Source organism: Amaricoccus sp. (assembly GCF_036846665.1).
In the GTDB taxonomy this organism is placed as follows: domain Bacteria; phylum Pseudomonadota; class Alphaproteobacteria; order Rhodobacterales; family Rhodobacteraceae; genus Amaricoccus.
The window spans coordinates 1-18,678 of record NZ_DAIUBO010000064.1; the positions used below are offsets into that span (position 1 = coordinate 1).

At 70.8% G+C, this 18,678-nt stretch carries 18 protein-coding genes; 10 read left to right on the forward strand and 8 right to left on the reverse strand.

What is annotated here, in order from left to right; all coding sequences use genetic code 11:
- From V7050_RS08280 to V7050_RS08295, 4 genes are all read left to right on the forward strand, one after another.
- Positions 1-597 (forward strand): cbb3-type cytochrome c oxidase subunit I (locus V7050_RS08280; RefSeq protein WP_324410451.1); only part of this gene is annotated, 597 nt, incomplete at its 5' end.
- 72 nt (positions 598-669) lie between these two features.
- The gene (locus V7050_RS08285; protein ID WP_324366742.1) at positions 670-1,155 is read left to right on the forward strand and encodes a DUF2244 domain-containing protein; all 486 of its coding nucleotides are present in this window, start codon (positions 670-672) and stop codon (positions 1,153-1,155) included.
- 37 nt (positions 1,156-1,192) lie between these two features.
- Entirely contained in the window at positions 1,193-1,753 is a 561-nt protein-coding gene (locus V7050_RS08290) for a hypothetical protein (RefSeq protein ID WP_324366744.1), read from the forward strand.
- 41 nt (positions 1,754-1,794) lie between these two features.
- Positions 1,795-2,064: a DksA/TraR family C4-type zinc finger protein gene (locus V7050_RS08295; RefSeq protein ID WP_324366746.1), complete on the forward strand. Its 270-nt coding sequence runs from the start codon at positions 1,795-1,797 to the stop codon at positions 2,062-2,064.
- Between the two features lie 90 nt (positions 2,065-2,154).
- Here V7050_RS08295 and V7050_RS08300 read toward each other — a convergent pair whose 3' ends face one another.
- From V7050_RS08300 to V7050_RS08335, 8 genes are all read right to left on the reverse strand, one after another.
- Positions 2,155-3,099 carry an AEC family transporter gene (locus V7050_RS08300; RefSeq protein ID WP_442885612.1) on the reverse strand — a complete coding sequence of 315 codons (945 nt, stop codon included), beginning with the start codon at positions 3,097-3,099 and terminating at the stop codon, positions 2,155-2,157.
- Positions 3,096-3,893 (reverse strand): MBL fold metallo-hydrolase, encoded by a 798-nt coding sequence (locus V7050_RS08305; RefSeq protein WP_324366748.1) that lies wholly within the window; start codon positions 3,891-3,893, stop codon positions 3,096-3,098. The genes V7050_RS08300 and V7050_RS08305 overlap by 4 nt, the downstream gene beginning before the upstream one ends.
- Positions 3,893-4,681, reverse strand: a complete 789-nt coding sequence (locus V7050_RS08310; RefSeq protein ID WP_324366750.1) for a TatD family hydrolase — start codon at positions 4,679-4,681, stop codon at positions 3,893-3,895. Before V7050_RS08310 ends, V7050_RS08305 begins: the two co-directional genes overlap by 1 nt.
- A 26-nt stretch (positions 4,682-4,707) precedes the next feature.
- Positions 4,708-5,811, reverse strand: a complete 1,104-nt coding sequence (locus tag V7050_RS08315) for a DNA polymerase III subunit delta' (protein WP_324366752.1) — start codon at positions 5,809-5,811, stop codon at positions 4,708-4,710.
- Positions 5,808-6,422 (reverse strand): dTMP kinase, encoded by a 615-nt coding sequence (gene tmk, locus V7050_RS08320; protein ID WP_324366754.1) that lies wholly within the window; start codon positions 6,420-6,422, stop codon positions 5,808-5,810. The genes V7050_RS08315 and tmk overlap by 4 nt, the downstream gene beginning before the upstream one ends.
- Before the next feature lie 9 nt (positions 6,423-6,431).
- Entirely contained in the window at positions 6,432-7,583 is a 1,152-nt protein-coding gene (locus tag V7050_RS08325; RefSeq protein WP_324366757.1) for a D-alanyl-D-alanine carboxypeptidase family protein, read from the reverse strand.
- A gap of 67 nt (positions 7,584-7,650) precedes the next feature.
- Positions 7,651-8,055, reverse strand: a complete 405-nt coding sequence (locus V7050_RS08330) for a hypothetical protein (RefSeq protein ID WP_324366759.1) — start codon at positions 8,053-8,055, stop codon at positions 7,651-7,653.
- 317 nt (positions 8,056-8,372) lie between these two features.
- Positions 8,373-9,557, reverse strand: coding sequence for a pyridoxal phosphate-dependent aminotransferase (locus V7050_RS08335; protein ID WP_324366761.1), 1,185 nt, complete (start codon positions 9,555-9,557; stop codon positions 8,373-8,375).
- Between the two features lie 101 nt (positions 9,558-9,658).
- On the opposite strand from V7050_RS08335, the gene V7050_RS08340 reads away from it, so the two are divergent.
- From V7050_RS08340 to V7050_RS08365, 6 genes are read left to right on the forward strand one after another with little or no spacing between them, the layout of a single operon-like run.
- A complete protein-coding gene (locus tag V7050_RS08340) occupies positions 9,659-10,282 on the forward strand; it encodes a TetR/AcrR family transcriptional regulator (protein ID WP_324366763.1) in 624 nt (207 codons plus the stop codon).
- Positions 10,283-10,333: 51 nt separating this feature from the next.
- The gene (locus V7050_RS08345; protein WP_324366765.1) at positions 10,334-12,781 is read left to right on the forward strand and encodes a GcvT family protein; all 2,448 of its coding nucleotides are present in this window, start codon (positions 10,334-10,336) and stop codon (positions 12,779-12,781) included.
- A complete protein-coding gene (locus V7050_RS08350) occupies positions 12,778-13,695 on the forward strand; it encodes a homocysteine S-methyltransferase family protein (RefSeq protein WP_324366767.1) in 918 nt (305 codons plus the stop codon). The genes V7050_RS08345 and V7050_RS08350 overlap by 4 nt, the downstream gene beginning before the upstream one ends.
- Positions 13,692-16,136, forward strand: coding sequence for a GcvT family protein (locus V7050_RS08355; protein ID WP_324410454.1), 2,445 nt, complete (start codon positions 13,692-13,694; stop codon positions 16,134-16,136). Before V7050_RS08350 ends, V7050_RS08355 begins: the two co-directional genes overlap by 4 nt.
- A gap of 10 nt (positions 16,137-16,146) precedes the next feature.
- Positions 16,147-17,682 carry a trimethylamine methyltransferase family protein gene (locus V7050_RS08360; RefSeq protein ID WP_324366771.1) on the forward strand — a complete coding sequence of 512 codons (1,536 nt, stop codon included), beginning with the start codon at positions 16,147-16,149 and terminating at the stop codon, positions 17,680-17,682.
- The gene (locus tag V7050_RS08365) at positions 17,682-18,590 is read left to right on the forward strand and encodes an NAD(P)-dependent oxidoreductase (RefSeq protein ID WP_324366773.1); all 909 of its coding nucleotides are present in this window, start codon (positions 17,682-17,684) and stop codon (positions 18,588-18,590) included. Before V7050_RS08360 ends, V7050_RS08365 begins: the two co-directional genes overlap by 1 nt.
- Positions 18,591-18,678: the final 88 nt, after the last annotated feature.

The window sequence follows — 18,678 nt, forward strand, 5'->3', positions numbered from 1 at the left end:
ATGTGGGGCGGCTCGATCGAGTTCAAGACGCCGATGCTCTGGGCCATCGGCTTCCTGTTCCTCTTCACCGTCGGCGGCGTGACCGGCATCGTGCTCAGCCAGGCGCCGCTCGACCGGGCCTATCACGACACCTATTACGTGGTGGCGCATTTCCATTACGTCATGAGCATCGGCGCGGTCTTCTGCATCTTCGCCGGCGTCTACTACTGGTTCACCAAGATGACCGGGCGGGCCTATCCGGAATGGGCGGGCAAGCTGCATTTCTGGATGATGTTCGTCGGCGTGAACCTGACCTTCTTCCCGCAGCACTTCCTCGGCCGCCAGGGCATGCCCCGCCGCTACATCGACTATCCCGAGCAATTCGCGCTCTGGAACTACGTGTCGTCCTGGGGCGCCTTCCTCTCCGGCCTGTCCTTCGTCTTCTTCTTCGGGATCGTCTTCTACAGCCTGCGCTACGGCCAGCGCGTGACCGAGCCGGCCTATTGGGGCGCACAGCCCGACCAGACCCTGGAATGGACGCTGTCGAACCCGCCGCCGGAGCACACCTTCGAGACCCTGCCGACCCCCGACATGTGGGACCATTCGGCGGCACACTGAAGGCGGGGAGCCGTGCTCGAACAGACGGCCCGATCGCATTTCCCGACACCCGCAAGGGGACTTGCGAACCGTGTGGAAGCGCCGCTCCTGGCGCTTTCGCTGCGACCGAACCGGTCGCTGAGCCAGCGCGGCGTCACCTGGGTGATGGCACTGGTGGCCCTGGGCCTCGTGATTCCGCTGGTGCCGCTCGGGGGAATCGGCGCAGGCTGGGGGATGCTGCCCTTCCTCGTCGCGGCACTCGCGGGGCTCGCCTGGGCCTTCCGGCGCAGCTTCGAGGACGGCAGGCTGACCGAGGAATTCCGGCTCTGGCCCGATCTGGTGACGGTCGAGCGCATCGAGCCGAACGGCACGGTGCAGCACTGGCACGCCAACCCCTTCTGGGTGCGGCCGCGGCTGATCGAGAACGCCCCGGTGGAGAAATACCTCACGCTCACGGGCAACGGCCGGGAGATCGAACTGGGCGCTTTCCTGTCGCCGGGCGAACGCGTGGAACTCTTCGACGAAATCAGCGCGGCGCTGGACCGCCTGAAGACGCTACCCTCGGCGGATTCGCCCTAGCGCGGTGATGCCGACCTCCGATCGGGAAAGGTTCGAGATGAGACATCTGCTTTCTGGCGCGGCGCTTCTCTGCGCGGTTGCCGCGCCGGTTGCGGCCGACGAATTCACCGACGTCATCGACAGCGCGCTGGCGGCCTATGCGGAAGGCGACATCACCGTCGCGAGCGAGGAACTCGACTATGCGATGAAGCTGCTCGGCCAGATGAAGTCGGCAAGCCTCGCGGCCTATCTGCCCGAAGCGCCCGCCGGCTGGACGCGCGAGGAGGCCGAAGCCGACGGCAGCGGGCTCGCGATGAGCATGTTCGGCGGCGGCACCGCCGCGGCGGCGACCTATCGCAAGGGCGACGTGGAGATGACCCTGACGCTTCTGGCGAATTCCCCGATGGTGAACAGCATCGCGGCGATGATCACCGGTGTCGCCTCCATGGGCAGCGGCAAGCCGATCCGCATCCAGCGCACCCAGTTTGCCGACAACGACGGCGAGTTGCAGGGCGTGGTCGACAACAAGGTCATGGTCAGCCTGACCGGCACTGCCAGCGTCGAGGAGAAGACGGCTCTGCTGGAGGCGATGGACCTCCGGGCGCTGCGGGACTTCTGACGGAGCCCCGTCGCCCCGGGAAACGGCGATGAAGGGATGCCATGGCTGGAGGCTGGTCGCGCGACGGCGCGGTGAACGAACAGATCGAGGCCTCGATCGCGGACGAGCTCAGGCGGATGCAGGCCAGGCGCCGCCCGACCGGCGCCAGCCGGACCCACTGCGCGGAATGCGAGGAACCGATCCCCGAGGCGCGGCGGCAGGCGATCCCGGGCGTGACGCTCTGCATCGACTGCCAGCAGCAACGGGACGCCCGGCCGGTCGCGCGCGGCGGGATCAACCGGCGCGGGTCGAAGGACAGCCAGCTGAAGTGACGCGGCGCAATCCGTCTTCCAGCGCTGGACAGGTAGCCGGTCCGCGGCCCACACCCCTGCCCCCTCGGCACAGGACGGATCGCTTCCCGGTCAGCGGACGCCGCCCAGGACCACCAGCCAGAAGGATACGGTGACGATCGAGAGCCCGGTCGCCAGCAGGACGGCACTCGCCGCCTGGGCCTGGGCGCGGCCGTACATGCTGGCGAAGACATAGGTATTGACCCCCGGCGCCATCGCCGCGGCGAGCACCGCCGCGCGGACGAATTCGTCGGGCAGGCCGAAGACCTGCCGCGAGAGCACCCATGCGATGGCGGGATGCACCAGGAGCGACAGGGCGGCGATCATTCCGGCTTCCGCCAGCGAGGCGCGGATCACGTAGCGGGTCAGGATGCCGCCGAGGCCGAAGAGCGCGGCCGGCAGGCTCGCCCCGGCCAGCATGTCGACGGCGACGCGCAGCGTCGCGGGCACCGGGATCCCGCCGAGATTGACGGCGAAACCGAGCGCCAGCCCGATCATCAGCGCGTTGCGGAACATGGCGCGGGTCACGGCGCGCCCGGTATCGACGAGGCCGCGCCCGTCGGCGCGGGCGAATTCCATGACCGTGATGCCGAGCAGGTAGCAGAACGGCGCGTGGATCGAGATGATCGCGAAGCTCGGCGCGAGCGCGTCGACGCCATAGGCGCGCTCCATGATCGGCAGGCCGATCAGGACGAGGTTGGAGAAGAGCGCGCAGAAACCCACGGCGACCGCCTCGCCCGGCCGCCGCCCGAAGATCCGCCGCGCGCCGAGGATGCCGAGGACGAAGGTCGTGACGGCCCCGGTGTAGAAGGAGAAGAGCAGCCGCGGGTCGAAGACCGCTCCCAGATCGAGATCGGCGATGGCGCGAAAGAGCAGGCAGGGGATGGCGAAGGTCTGGGTGAAGACCATCAGCCCGTCGACGGCGCTCGGCGCGAAGAGCCCCGTGCGCACCGCCGCATATCCGGCGCCGGTGACGAGGAAGACCGGCAGGACGACATGGAGGATGCCGAAGATCAAAGATCGATCTCCAGGACCATCCCGTCATGGGCCGGCGTCACGTTGTCAGGGGTCTCGGCGTCCACGACAGAATGGTCGAGATCGTTGTGCATGTTGGTCAGCACGGCGCGGCGGGGAGCGGCGCGGGCGATCCATTCCAGGCTGCGCTCGAGATGGACATGCGTCGGATGCGGGCGACGGCGCAGGGCATCGAGGATCCAGATCTCCAGGTCCTCGAAATCCTTCCAGGACTGCGGCGGGATCTCCGACACGTCGGGCAGATAGGCCAGGCCGCCGATCCGGAAGCCCAGCGCCTCGATCCTTCCGTGCTGGACGCGGATCGGCCGGAAGCCGAGCGGCCCGGCGGCACCCTCGACCTCGAATGTGCCCTCGATGGCATTGAGCTCGAGGATCGGTGGATAGGCGCTGGTCGGCGGCTGCACGAAGACATAGGCGAAGCGCGAGATCAGCGCATCCGAGGTCTCGGCATCGGCCCAGACCGGCAGTCGCGAACCGCGGTTGAACACCACCACGCGCAGATCGTCGATGCCGTGCACGTGATCGGCATGCGCATGGGTATAGACCACGCCGTCGAGATGGCCGACGCCGGCGTCGAGCAGCTGTGCCCGGAGATCCGGCGCGGTGTCGATCAGCACGCGGGTCGCGCGGCCATCTTCGAGCCGCTCCACGAGCAGCGAGCACCGGCGCCGGGCGTTGCGGGGATCGAGCGGGTCGCAGGCGCCCCATTCGCCGCCGATCCGCGGCACCCCGCCCGACGAGCCGCAGCCGAGGATCGTCGCGCGCAGGCGCGCCATCAGGCCGCGGCCCTGGCGAAGAGCCGGTCGAAGTTCGCGCTCGTCCGGGTCGCGAAATCCTCCGGCTCCAGGTCCCAGATCGCGGCGGCGATGCGCGCGGTATCGGCCACGAAGGCCGGCTCGTTGCGCCTGCCGCGATGCGGCTGGGGCGCGAGGTAGGGGCTGTCGGTCTCCACCAGGATGCGATCGAGCGGCGCATCGGCGAAGATCGCCCGCAGATCCCCCGCGCTCCTGAAGGTCGCGATGCCGGAGACCGAAAGATAGAAGCCGAGCGACAAGGCGGTCTCGGCCAGCGCGCGGCCCGAGGTGAAACAATGCATCACGCAGGAAAAGCCCCCGGCACGATGCTCGCGCTCAAGGATCCGGCCGATGTCGGCATCGGCATCGCGGGCATGGATGATCAGCGGAAGGCCCGTCCGGCGCGCGGCCTCGATGTGCACCAGGAGGCTCTCCTGCTGAACCGCGGCGCTCTCGGCGGTGTAATGGTAGTCGAGTCCGGTCTCGCCGATGCCGACGAAACGCGGATGACCGGCGAGCGCCGCCAGCTCGCCGACCGTGGCGAGCGGCTCTTCGGCGGCATGCATCGGATGGGTCCCCGCGGCGTAGAAGACGCCGTCATGGGCCTCGGCGATCGCGCGCACGCGGGGCTCCTCGCGCAGTCGGGTGCAGATCGTGACCATGCGGGCCACGCCGGCGGCGCGGGCGCGCGCGACCACCGCATCGATCTCGTTGGCGAAATCGGGAAAATCGAGATGGCAATGGCTATCGACGAGGGCGGGCGAGGACATCGGGATACTCGAGCGGACGCAGGTGGTCAGGCGGCGGGGAGAAGCGCCCTTTCGGCGGCCGCATCGATCCGCAGGAACGTATCGAGGATGACCTGCCCGGGGTCAAGGTTCAGCGCGCGCGAGCGCTCGGCGCGGCCGAGGAGATCGGGCTCCAGCTCGGCCCAGATCCTCGCCTGCTCCGGGTGCTGCCCCAGACGCTCCCTGAGCGCGGCCTCCGCTTCGGAAACCGGGTCGCTTGCGGATCCGGCGGCCGCGAGCGCGAGCCGCGAAACGGCCAGCCGGAGAAGATCGAGCGTGAGTGCGAAACGCATCCCCGAATCGCGGCCGGCGCAGGCATCCGCCAGCGCGATCAGCCGGCGCCGGTCGAGCGGCGGCGCCGTGCGGATCAGTTGCAGGATATCGTCATAGAGCGCCACGCCGCCGGCCGCGGCAAGGTCGAGCGCCACGCCGGGCGATCCGCCGGAGAGCACGGCGAGCACCGGGAGCTCCGCGTCCGAAACCGGATGCCCGGCCGCCTGGAGCGCTGCCGCCAGCGCCTCCGGTGCCAGCGGCAGGCAGCGCAGCCCGCGGCAGCGCGAGCGGATGGTCGGCAGAAGCCGTGTCGGCTGATTGCTGACCAGCAGCAGCGCCGCGCGCTCGGGCGGCTCCTCCAGAATCTTCAGCAGCGCATTCCCGGCGGAAACCGTCAGATCGTCCGCCGCATCGACGATGGCGACCCGCCAGCCGCCATCCGGCGCCGACATCTGGAAGAAGGATTTCAGGGCGCGGATCTCGTCGACGGTGATCGCGGTCCGGAGCCGTTTCGTCTTGTCGTCCCACGGGCGCCGGCAGAGCAGAAGCTGCGGCGCCGAGAGCTGTGCCACCTGCCGGAACACGCGCTCGGAAGGCGCCATCTCGAGGCTGTCCCCCTGCCCGCCGGCGAGCAGGTGGCGCGCGATGCGCCAGGCGAGGGTCGCCTTGCCGACGCCCACCGGCCCGGTGATCAGCCAGCCATGAGACAGCCGCCCCGACGCCAGCGCATCGAGGAAGCCCCGTTCGGCCGGCTCCTGCCCGAAGAGAACCGAGGTCTCGCGCGGATGCGGCGCGCCGGGACGGCGGTCGGGTTCCTCGACATCGGGTTCGTCGGTCATGGCGCATCCGCCAGGCTGCGGATGCGTTCGGCGACGGCCTCGGGCGCGCCGTCGGCCGGCACGATGCGGCAGCGTTCCGGGAACTCCCGCGCCAGCGCCAGGAATCCGTCGCGGAGGCGATGCTGGAACTCGGCGCCGAAGCGCTCGAAGCGATCCTCCACGCCGCCCCGCTCGGCTCCGCGCCGTCGCGCGACTTCGGGGTCGATGTCGAGGATCAGCGTCAGGTCCGGCTCCAGCCCGATCGCGAGGCGATGGAGCGCATCCACCATGGCGCGCAGGTCACCACGGACGGCGCCCTGATAGACCCGCGTGGAATCGGCGAAGCGGTCGCAGATCACCGTCGCGCCGCGGTCGAGCGCCGGGGCGATGGTCCGCTCGAGATGGTCCCGCCGGGCGGCGGTGAAGAGCAGGACCTCGGTCTCGGGCGACCAGCGGCCGGGCTCGCCCTCGACGAGCAGCCGGCGGATCGTCTCGGCGCCGGGCGCCCCCCCGGGCTCGCGCGTCTCGACGACTTCGAGGTCCCGTGCACGCAGATGCGCGGCGAGCGCGCGCAGCTGGGTGGACTTTCCCGAACCGTCGATGCCCTCGAAGGTGATGAGGCGCCCCGCCACCGCGCGCGATCAGTCGCGCGCGGGCAGCATCTGCACCGCGCGGTCGCGCGCGAGGCGGGTGGCTGCGCCGATGCGGGTCACGAGGCCGCCGCGGGCGACGTCCCGCCCGGCCACGAGGTCGAAGCGGGCCGCCTCCTGGTCGGGCACCTCGACCACCAGCGCCCCGAGAACCTGGCCGGCGGCGATCGGCGCCTCGATCGGGCCCCGATAGACGATGCTCGCGGCGACGGCATCGCGGGATTCGCGCGGGACCAGCATCTGGAGCATCTGCGGCGCGACGAGCGGCACCGTCGGCTGCTCGCCGATCCAGACGTCGGCATCGGCCACCACCGCGTCCTTGTCGAAGAACTTGACCTTGTCGAAGGCGCCGAAGGCCCATTTTACCAGCGCCTCGGTCTCGGACCGGCGCTCGGCCTCGCTGGCGAGGCCGGTGGCGACGAAGATGATCCGCTGCCCGTCCTGGACCGCCGAGCCGACGAGACCGTATCCGGCCTCGGCCGTGTGCCCCGTCTTGAGGCCGTCCGCGCCGATATTGAGCTTCAGGAGCGGGTTCCGGTTCGGCTGGGTGATGCCGTTCCAGGTGAATTCGGTCTCGTTGAAATAGGAATAGTACTCGGGGAACTCGTCGATGATATGGCCCGAGAGCAGGGCCAGATCCCGCACGCTCATCAGGTGGTCGGGATCGGGCCAGCCGGAGGCATTGGTCAGGGTGGTGTTCGTCAGGCCGAGCTCCCGGGCACGGCGGGTCATGGCCTCGGCGAAGGCCTCCTCGCTGCCGGCGAGCCCCTCGGCCACGACGACGCAGGCATCGTTGCCCGATTGCACGATGATGCCGTGGATCAGGGCCTCGACCGGGACCATGGTGCCGGCTTCCACGAACATCCGCGAGCCGCCCATCGCCTGCGCCCGGGCACTGACGCCGAACTCGGTCTCGGTGGTGACGCGGCCGTCGCGGATCGCCTCGAAGAGCATGAAGAGCGTCATGAGCTTGGACATCGACGCCGGCGCCATCGGCCGGTCGGCGTCCTTGGAGAACAGCACCAGTCCCGTGGCGTGGTCGATGACGATGGCGGCCTTGGCCTTGGTCTCGAATGCGGCGGCCGGCAGCGGGGCGATCAGCAGAATCAGCGCGAGTGCAATCGCGCCGGATTTCAGAAACATACGCGTTCTCCTGCCTCGGAGCACCCCTCGATACCTGCCTCAGCGATAGGGCAAGCGCATCCGCCTGTCAAAAAACATCCTTGGGAACGACGAGATTGGGCTCGACACGAACAGCGGTCACGGTGACCGCGACCGGCTCCTCACCGATGCCGAGCGCATCGGCGGCCTCCGCCGAGATCTCGATATCCGATCCCCCGACCGAGCGACGCGCGGCGAAGAGGGCCACGGTGACTTCGGCACCGCTTCGGGGGTTTCGGATGACGGCGCTCTCGGCGCGGGGCAGCTGGCTCACGACGGCCCAGAGACCGGGGGCGTCGGTGGTGGTGCGCCGGCCGAGGCCCTCGCGATAGAAGGCCTCGGGCTCCTCGGTCGGCTCCAGCGTCACCGTCAGCGCATCGGGATTGACCGGACGGTCGCAGCCGGAGAGGGTGCCGGCGATCAGGAGGATGACCAGGTAACGCACGGGGTTCACGCAAGAAAATCCATCCCTGACCTTGGCCGACCAGATCAGGAGCCGCAAGCGCCGGATGGCTTGGGTCGGCTCCGGTCCAAGGCTCGCCTCCCTCTCGAACGGCAGATCCGGGCGCGGGCGAGTGTCGGGCTTTTCGCCGCTCCCGGCAAGGCTCCCGCCGCCGGAAGCGGAGCGAATCGACCATGCATGCGCCATGCACAAGCCATGCACGCTCTATGCGCCGGTCTCTCAAGCTTCGGTTGACCCGTCCGCGCCCGCCGCGGCCAAGGGTCAGGCGGTGACCTGCACAAGGTCGGGGGTGTTCGCCGCGACTGTCCTCAGGCCGCGCTCGCCGTCAGGGAGCGGGCGAAGCGCGCAATGCGCTCGCAGCCATCCGCCAGGCGTGCATCCTCGATGGTGAAGGAGATCCGCACCCAGCCCCTTGCGCTCTCGCCGAAGGCCGCGCCGTCGAGGACCGAGACCCCGGTCTCGCGGAAGAGCCGGACCGCGAATTCGCCGCTGGAAAGCCCGGTTCCGCGCACCTCGGCCATGACGAACATGCCCGCCTCGGGCAGCAGCAGCCGCAGGCCCGGCGCCGCGGCGAGCCGGTCGCAGGCCAGGTCGCGGCGGCGCCGGTAGACCCGGCGCATGGCCTCGGTGGTGTCGTCCTCGATCTCGAGCGCGGTCAGCGCCGCCTGCTGGCAGAATCCGGGCAGGCCGTAGAGCATGGCGAGCCCGAGCCGGGCGAAATGCCCGATCAGCGCCTCGGGGCCGATCGCCCAGCCGATGCGCCAGCCGGTCATGGCATGGGATTTCGACAGGCTTCCGATGGTGACGGTGCGCTCGGCCATTCCGGGCAGGCCGGCGATCGAGGCGTGGCGCGGCCCGTAGACGAGATCGGCATAGACCTCGTCGGCGATCACCCAGAGGTCATGACGGCGGGCGATCGCCGCAATGGCGGCGAGCTCGGTCCCGTTCATCACGACCCCGGTGGGGTTGTTGGGGTTGGTGAGCAGGATCGCGCGGGTGCGCGGGGTGATCGCCGCCTCGATGACGGCCGGGTCCGGCCGGAAGCCGCCGGCGGCGGCCTGGGGCACGCGCACGAGATCGGCCCCCGAGGCGCGGATCGTCGCCTCGTAGGTGACATACATCGGATCGAGCGCAACGACCGCGTCGCCGGCGTCGAGCAGGCAGAGGCTGGCGGCGAAGAGCGCGTTCTGCGCCCCGGCGAGGACCATGACATTGTCCGCGGCACAGGGCGACCCGGTGCGCGCGCCGTGGCGCGCGGCGATCGCGGCGCGCAGGTCCATCCGCCCGGCGACCTCGGCATAATGGGTGTCGCCGGATTCCAGCGCGGCAACGGCACGGCGCACGATCGGCTCGGGCGTGGCGAAATCCGGGTCGCCGATGCTGAGCACGATCGCGTCCTCGCCGCGGTCGGCCGCGGCCAGGGCCTCGGAATGGATGGCCCAGGCCTCCGCACCCTCGCCGCCGATCCGGTCCGTGAAAGTCGAATACCGCATGGTCTGCCTCATCTTCGGGAGGTTGCGCCTTTCCGGCGTTGCATCGCGCCGCCGTTTCCTCTATTTGTTGTACGACCGTTCAACAAGGAATTCAACCCCCCGTGGCCCACCCCGACAAACGCCGCGACTTCGACCGCCTGCAACCCGACGCGCGGCGCGCGGCGTTGATCGAGGCGACGCTGCGCTGCCTGCGGCGCGAGGGCCGCGACGGGCTCTCGGCGCGGCGGATCGGCGCCGAGGCGGGGATCTCCATCGGGCTGATCAACCACTATTTCCCCAGCAAGGACGACCTGGTGGCGGCCGCCTACGAGACCCTGGCCGAGCGCCAGCTCGCGATGCTGCTCGAGGCGGCCGGGGACGGCGATCCGGCGGCGCGATTGCGCGGCTTCGTCACCGCCTATTTCGGACCGGAGATCCTCGACCGCGGCGTGCTCCGCGCCTGGATCGTCTTCTGGGCGATGGCCTTCGAATCGCAGGCGGTCCGCACGGCGCGCGAGCGCAGCAACGGCGCCTTCCAGGCCGCCCTGCGCGACCTGCTGGCGGGCGCGCAGGGGGAGGCGGCGGAGATGCCGCATCTGGCCTTCCGGGCGACGGAACTGAGTGCGCTGCTCGACGGGCTCTGGGTGGAATGGTGCCTCGCCGAGACGCCCTTCGCGCCGGAGGAGGGACGGGCGATCTGCGACCGCTGGATCGACCGGTTCCTCGCGTCGCCGATCACCGATTGAAACCGCGCGGCGCGGCTGCGCATACTCGCCACAACGTCCAGGGAGGCCGCTTTGTCCGACATCGATGCACAGGCCCGTGTCGTGGTCATCGGCGGCGGCGCGGTGGGCGTCTCGGCGCTCTACCACCTCGCGAAAGCCGGTTGGAGCGATTGCGTCCTGCTCGAGCAGAACGAGCTGACGGCGGGCTCGACCTGGCATGCGGCGGGCAACGTGCCGACCTTCTCGGCCTCCTGGTCGATCATGAACATGCAGCGCTATTCGGCCGATCTCTACCGCCGGCTCGCCGGCGAGGTGGACTACCCGATGAACTACCATGTGACCGGCTCGGTGCGGCTCGGCCATTCCGCCGAGCGGATGCGCGAATTCGCCCGCGTGGTCGGGATGGGGCGCTACCAGGGCATGGATCTGGAAGTGCTCGGGGCCAACGAGATCCGCTCGCGCTACCCCTTCGTGGAGACCCACGAGCTGGCCGGCGCGCTCTGGGACCCTTACGACGGCGACATCGATCCCGCGCAGCTGACCCAGGCGCTGGCCAAGGGGGCGCGGGCGATGGGCGCGCGCATCCATCGCTTCTGCCCGGCGACCGGGGTGCGGCGGCAGGGCGACGGCTGGGTGGTGACGACGCCCAAGGGCGAGATCGCCTGCGAGATCGTGGTCAATGCCGCCGGCTACCGTGCGCGCGAGGTGGGCAAGTGGTTCGGGCGCGACCTGCCGATGGTGGTGATGAGCCACCAGTACATGCTCTTCGACGAGATGCCGGAGGTGGTGGCCTGGTCGCGCGAGGCGGGCGCCAAGCTGCCGCTGCTGCGCGACGTCGATTCCTCCTATTACCTGCGCCAGGAGAAGGGCGGCATGAACCTCGGCCCCTACGAGCGGGACTGCCGGGCGCATTGGGTGACGCCGGACGACCCGATGCCCGAGGATTTCTCCTTCCAGCTCTTCGCGGACGATCTCGACCGGCTGGAATGGTACATCGAGGATGCCGTCGCCCGCGTGCCGGTGCTGGGCACCGCCGGCCTGACCAAGGTGATCAACGGGCCGATCCCCTATACGCCCGACGGCAATCCGCTGATCGGCCCGATGCCGGGGGTGCCCGGGGCCTATGAGGCCTGCGTCTTCACCTTCGGGATCTGCCAGGCGGGCGGGGCCGGCAAGGTGCTGGCGGAATGGGTGACCGAAGGCGAGACGGAATGGGACATGTGGTCCTGCGATCCGCGGCGCTTCACCGGCTTCGAGGACCGGGACTACTGCCTCGCCAAGGCGCGCGAGGTCTACGGCCACGAATACGCGATGCATTTCCCGCATCACGCCTGGCCGGCGGGACGGGGCAAGAAGCTCTCGGCCGTGCACGACCGCATCGCCGCGCTCGGCGCGCAGTTCGGGTCGGCGAACGGCTGGGAGCGGGCGAACTGGTTCGCCCGGGCCGGCGACGACGTCTCGGAGGCGGCGACCCAGACCTGGGGCCGCGAGGGCCCCTGGTTCGCGCGGGTGCGAGAGGAATGCCGCGCGGTGCGCGACGCGGCCGGCATGCTCGACCTGCCGGGCTTCTCGCGCTTCCGCCTGGAGGGGCCCGGCGCGCGCGGCTGGCTCGACGCGCAGGTCACCGGGCGGGTGCCGAAGCCGGGGCGCATGGGGCTCGGCTATTTCGCCGACGAGGGCGGGCGGATCGTCACCGAGATGTCGGTGCTGGCGCTCGGCGAGGAGGATTTCCTGCTGATCACCGCCGCGGTGGCGCAGGCCCATGACTTCGAATGGCTGGCGCGACACCGGCCGGCGGGCGCGGGCTTCGCGCTGCGCGACGTGACCGAGGGCTGGTCCTGCCAGATCCTGACCGGACCGGCGAGCCGGGCGATCCTCGCGGCGGTGGCGGAGGCCGATCTCGCGGCGCCCTGGCTGAGCCATCAGGCAGCGGAGATCGCCGGACGGCCCTGCCTTCTGGCGCGGGTGTCCTTCGCGGGCGAGCTCGGATGGGAGATCCATTCGGAGGTGGCGGACACGCCGGCGATCTTCGATGCGGTGATGGCGGCTGGCGCGGAGCACGGGCTGAGGCCCTTCGGGATGTTCGCGCTGAACAGCCTGCGGCTCGAGAAGGGCTATCGCGCCTGGAAGGGCGATCTCTCCACCGATTACACGGTGCTGCAGGGCGGGCTCGAGCGCTTCGTCGACTGGGCGAAGCCCGCCTTCCGCGGCAAGGCGGCGCTGGAACGCGAGCAGCGCGACGGCCCGGCCAGGCGCTTCGTGACGCTGGCCGTCGCGGCGGGGGATTGCGACGCGCCCTACATGTCGACGCTCTGGCACGACGGCGCGGTGGTGGGCGAGACGACCTCGGGCGGCTGGGGCCACCGGGTCGACCGCTCGATCGCACTCGGCATGCTGCGCAGCGATCTCGCGGTGGCGGGGACGCGGGTGGAGGTCGAGATCTACGGCGCGCGCTTCCCGGCGGAAGTGCAGGCGGAGGCCGCGCTCTGGGATCCGGAAAACAGGAGGCTCCGGGCATGAGGCGGATCCTCCTCCTCGACGGCGGCATGGGGCAGGAGCTGATCCGGCGCACGGGGGCCGCGCCGGCGCCGCTCTGGTCGGCGCAGGTGATGCTGGACGCGCCGCAGGCGGTGGAGGACCTGCATCTCGACTACATCCGCGCCGGCGCGCGGGTCATCACCATCAACGCCTATTCCGCCGAGCCGACCCGGCTCAGCAAGTTCGGCGATCCGGCGGATTTCGCCAGGCTGCAGCGCGCGGCCTGCGACCTGGCGCTGCGCGCCCGCGACCGGGCCGGGGCGGCGGGGACAGGCGTGCGCATCGCCGGATGCCTGCCGCCGCTCGAATGGTCCTACCGCCCGGAGATCGCCCGCACCGCCGCGGAGGCCGAACCGGTCTATTCGGAGGTAGTAGCCCTGCAGGCGCCGCATGTGGATCTCTTCCTCTGCGAGACGATGGCGGCTTCGGGTGAGGCGGTGGGTGCCGCCCGCGCCGCGGCGCATTCTGGAAAGCCGGTCTGGGTGTCCTGGACGGTGGCGGAGCGCGGGGCCGGGCTCCTGCGCAGCGGCGAGAGCATCGCGGAAGCGGCCGCGGCGCTCGGGTCATTGCCGGTGGGCGCGCTGCTCGTCAACTGCTCCTCGCCGGAGGCGGTCGGGGCGGCGATGCCGGCGCTGAAGGCCACCGGCCGGCCCTTCGGCGGCTATGCCAATGCCTTCGCGCCCTTCGAGACGGGGCACGCGGTGGGGAGCACGGTTGAAAGCCTCGCCGCCCGGGCGGACCTCGGCCCGGAGGCCTATGCCGATCACGCCATTGGCTGGGTCGCAGGTGGCGCGAGCCTCGTCGGCGGCTGCTGCGAGACCGGCCCCGCGCATATCGCGGCCATCGCCGCCCGCCTCGAAGCCGGCGGCTACGCGACCGGCGGGGATCCGGAATGAGCGGGATCCCCGGCGCCGCGCGTGCGGTGGTGATCGGCGGCGGGGTCTCGGGCTGCTCGGTCGCCTATCACCTGGCCAAGCTCGGCTGGAAGGACGTGGTGCTGCTCGAACGCAAGCAGCTGACCTGCGGCACCACATGGCATGCGGCCGGCCTGATCGGACAGCTGCGCGCCAGCCAGAACATGACGCGGCTGGCGAAATATTCCGCCGATCTCTACGGGCGGCTTGAGGCGGAGACCGGCATCGCCACCGGGCTGCGGCGCTGCGGCTCGATCACCGTGGCGCTCACGGAGGCGCGGCGCGAGGAGATCCTGCGCCAGGCCTCGCTGGCGCGGGCCTTCGACATCGAGGTGCACGAGATCGGCCCGGGCGAAGCGGTGGCGCTCTATCCGCATCTCGACGTGGCGGACGTGGTGGCGGCGGTGCATCTGCCCGGCGACGGGCAATGCGACCCGGCCAATATCGCCATGGCGCTGGCGCGGGGCGCGCGCGCACACGGGGTGCAGATCCACGAGGGCGTCGCCGTGACCGGGGTCCTGCAGGCGGGCGGACGCGTGACGGGCGTCGCCTGGCGGCGCGGCGAGGAAAGCGGCCGCATCGCGGCGGACGTGGTGGTGAACTGCGGCGGCATGTGGGCGCGGGATCTGGCGGCAGCCTCCGGCGTGACCCTGCCGCTGCATGCCTGCGAGCATTTCTACGTGGTGACCGAGCCGATCGCGGGGCTCGGGCGGTTGCCGGTGCTGCGGGTGCCCGACGAATGCGCCTATTACAAGGAGGACGCGGGCAAGCTCCTGCTCGGCGCCTTCGAGCCCATGGCCAAGCCCTGGGGCATGGGCGGGATCCCGGAGGATTTCGCCTTCGACCAGCTGGCCGAGGATCTGGATCATTTCGCGCCGATCCTGGAGAAGGCAGTAGCCCGCGTGCCGCTCCTGGGCGAGGCCGGCATCCAGACCTTCTTCAACGGGCCGGAGAGCTTCACCCCGGACGACCGCTATTATCTCGGCGAGGCGCCGGAGCTCGGCGGCTACTGGGTGGCGGCGGGCTACAATTCCATCGGCATCGTCTCCTCGGGCGGCGCGGGCTACGCGCTCGCCGAATGGATCGCGGAAGGAGAGCCGCCCTTCGACCTCTGGGAGGTCGACATCCGCCGGGCCCAGCCCTTCCAGCGCAATCGGCGCTACCTGCGCGAGCGGGTGACCGAGACCCTCGGCCTGCTCTACGCCGATCATTACCCCTATCGCCAGATGGCGACGGCGCGCGGCGTGCGGCGCTCGCCGGTGCACGGGGCGCTGGAACGGCTCGGGGCGGTCTTCGGCGAGGTGGCGGGCTGGGAGCGCGCGAACTGGTTCGCGGCACCGGGCGAGGCGCGGGAATACCGCTACGACTGGGGGCGGCAGAACTGGTTTCAAAACCAGCGCGCCGAGCATCTCGCCCTTCGCACCGGCGTCGGGCTGATCGACATGTCCTCCTTCGGCAAGATCCGCGTGGAAGGGCGCGATGCCTGCGCCTTCCTGCAGCGGCTCTGCGGCAACGACGTGGACGTGGAGGCGGGCCAGATCGTCTACAGCCAGATGCTGAACGCGCGCGGCGGGATCGAGAGCGACCTGACGGTGACGCGGCTCGGCGAGACGTTGTTCCTGCTGGTGGTGCCGGCGGCGACGCTGCGCCGCGACCTCGCCTGGCTGAGGCGCCACCTCGGCGAGGATTTCGCGGTGGTGACGGAGGTGAGCGCGGCGGAGGCGGTCTTCTGCGTCATGGGGCCGGAGGCGCGCGGGCTGATGGGCGCGGTGAGCCCGGACGATTTCTCCAACGCCGCCTTCCCCTTCGGCACGGCGCGGGAGATCGAGATCGGGCTCGGACTCGCGCGGGCGCATCGGGTCAGCTACGTGGGCGAGCTCGGTTGGGAGATCTACGTCCCCGCCGACCAGGCGGCCCATGTCTTCGAGACGCTGGAGGCGGCGGGGGCCGAGCGCGGGCTGGTCTTCTGCGGGCTCCATGCCATGGACAGCTGCCGCATCGAGAAGGCCTTCCGGCACTTCGGCCACGACATCACCGACGAGGACCACGTGCTGGAGGCGGGGCTCGGCTTCGCTGTCCGACCGGACAAGGGCCAATTCATCGGTCGCGAGGCGGTGCTGGCCAGGCGCGAGGCAGGGCTGGAGCGGCGGCTGGTACAGTTCCGCCTGCGCGACCCGGAGGCGATGCTCTTCCACAACGAGGCGATCGTGCGCGACGGGCGGATCGTCGGCATCGTGACCTCGGGCAATTACGGCCATCACCTCGGGGCGGCCATCGGGCTCGGCTACGTGCCCTGCCCGGGCGAGACCGCGGCGGAGGTGCTGGCCTCGACCTACGAGATCGAGATCGCGGGCCGGCGCGTCCCGGCGGAAGCATCGCTGCGGCCGCTCTACGATCCGGCGGCGGCGCGGCTGAGCATGTAGGGTTCGAGCGATGACGACGATGGAGACCCAGGGGCGGCGGAGCGGCGGCCGGGCCGCGCGGCAGGCGGTGCGGGCCGCGCCCCTGGCGGAGAACCTGCGCCCGGTGCGCGCGGGCATGAGCGGCGGCCAGTACCGGCCGCTGAGCGAGGCGGGCATGGCCCGCATCCACGCCGCCGCGCTCGAGGCGCTGGAATCGATCGGGCTCGGCAACGCGCCCGCCTCCGGCGTGGCGATCCTGACCGGCGCCGGGGCGGTGCAGGGCGAGGACGGGCGCATCCGCTTCCCGCGCGCCCTGGTCGAGGACATGCTGGCCAAGGCCGCCCGCGACATCACCCTCTGCGGCCGCGACCCGCGCCACGACCTGCTGCTCTCGGGACAGCGCGTGCATTTCGGCACCGCCGGCGCCGCGGTGCATGTGGTCGACGTGGAGACGCAGACCTATCGCGATTCGACCGCGCGGGACCTGCATGACGCGGCGCGCATCACCCATGCGCTCGACAACCTGCATTTCTTCCAGCGCGCGATGGTCTGCCGGGACATCCCCGACAATTTCGAGATGGACGTGAATACGCTCTATGCTTCCTGCGCCGGCACGACCAAGCATGTGGGCACGAGCTTCTCGGATCCCTCCCACGTGGCGGGATGCTTCGAGCTCCTGCACATGATCGCGGGCGGCGAGGCGGAATGGCGGGCGCGTCCGTTCGTCTCGAACTCCAACTGCTTCGTGGTGCCGCCGATGACCTTCGCCGAGGAGAGCTGCATCACCATGGAGGCCTGCGTGCGCGGCGGCATGCCGGTGCTCCTGCTCTCAGCGGGACAGGCGGGCGCCACGGCGCCGGCCGCGATCGCCACGGCGATCGTGCAGGCGGTGGCGGAATGCCTGGCGGGCGTGGTCTATGTGAACGCCATCGCGCCGGGCCATCCGGCGATCTTCGGGACCTGGCCCTTCGTCTCGGATCTGCGCTCGGGGGCGATGTCGGGCGGCTCGGGCGAGCAGGCGCTGCTGACGGCCGGCTGCGCGCAGATGCATCATTTCTACCGCCTGCCGGGCGGGGCGGCGGCCGGGATCGCCGACGCCAAGCTCCCGGACATGCAGGCGGGCTGGGAACAGGCGATCTCCAACGTGCTGGCCGGGCTCTCCGGGCTCAACATGGTCTACGAGGCGGCGGGGATGCATGCCTCGCTGCTCGGCTTCTGCTTCGAATCGCTGGTGCTGGGCGACGACCTGCTCGGGCAGGTGCTGCGCTGCGTGCGCGGCATCGCGGTGGAGGAGGACGACGTGAGCCTCGACGCCATGCGCGAGGTTTGCCTCGGGGGCGCGGGGCATTACCTGGGCAATGCGCAGACACTGGCGCTGATGCAGACCGACTACGTCTATCCGGCGGTGGCGGACCGGCTCAGCCCCAAGGAATGGGCGGAGGTGGGCAAGCCCGACCTGATCGCGCGCGCCCGGGCACGCAAGGACCGCATTCTCGCCTCGGCGGAGCCGCTGGTCGACGCCGCCACCGACAGGGCGATCCGCGCCGCGTTCCGCATCCATTTCTGATGGGGCGGCCGCGCTACGGCTTCGTCGGCCTGGGAAACCTCGGCGGGCATCTGGCGGCGCGGCTGCTCGCGAGGGGCTTCGACCTGACGGTGCATGACCGCGACCCGGCGCCGGCGGAACGGCTGCTGACCATGGGCGCGACCTGGGCGGCGGATCCGGCGGCGGCGGCGCGGGGGCGCGACGGGATCTTCACCTGCCTGCCCTCGCCCAGCGCCTCGGAGGCGGTGCTGGAGCACATCCTCGACGGCGCTTCGCCCGGCACGACCTGGATCGAATGCTCGACGCTCGGCCGCGACGACATCCTGCGGCTGGCGGCGACCGCGGCGGCGCGGGGCGTCGAAACGCTCGAGGCGCCGGTGACGGGAGGCGTGCATCTGGCGGCCCGCGGCGAGATCACCGTGCTCGCCGGGGGCGAGGAGGACCTCTTCGCGCGGCACGAGGCGGCCCTCAGGGCGATGGGCGGGCGGCTCTTCCACATGGGGCCGCTCGGCTCGGCGGCGGTGATCAAGGTCATCACCAACATGCTCGCCTTCACCCATCTGGTTGCCGACGGCGAGGCGCTGATGCTGGCGAAACGCGCCGGGCTCGACCTCGGGCAGGCCTGGGCGGCGATCGCGGCCTCCTCGGGCACGAGCTTCGTGCACGAGACCGAAGGCCAGCTGATCCTCAACGGCAGCTACGACATCGCCTTCACCATGGATCTCGCACTCAAGGACCTGGGCTTCGCGCTGGGTTTCGGCAAGCAATTCGGTGTGCCGCTCGACCTCGCCACCCGCGTGGCGGCGACCTTCGAGGCCGGGCGGGCGGCCTACGGCGGATCGGCCCAGTCGACGCAGGTGGTCAGGTTGCTCGAGGACCGGCTCGGCACCGACCTGCGCGCTGCGGGCTTTCCGGCGCGGCTCGAATAGCCGGCGGGAGGCATGGCGGGGCGGGCCGCGCGGCCCTTACAGCAGAGCAGTCTCCGGGCCGGCGGCCACCGCCGCGTCGATCCAGAGC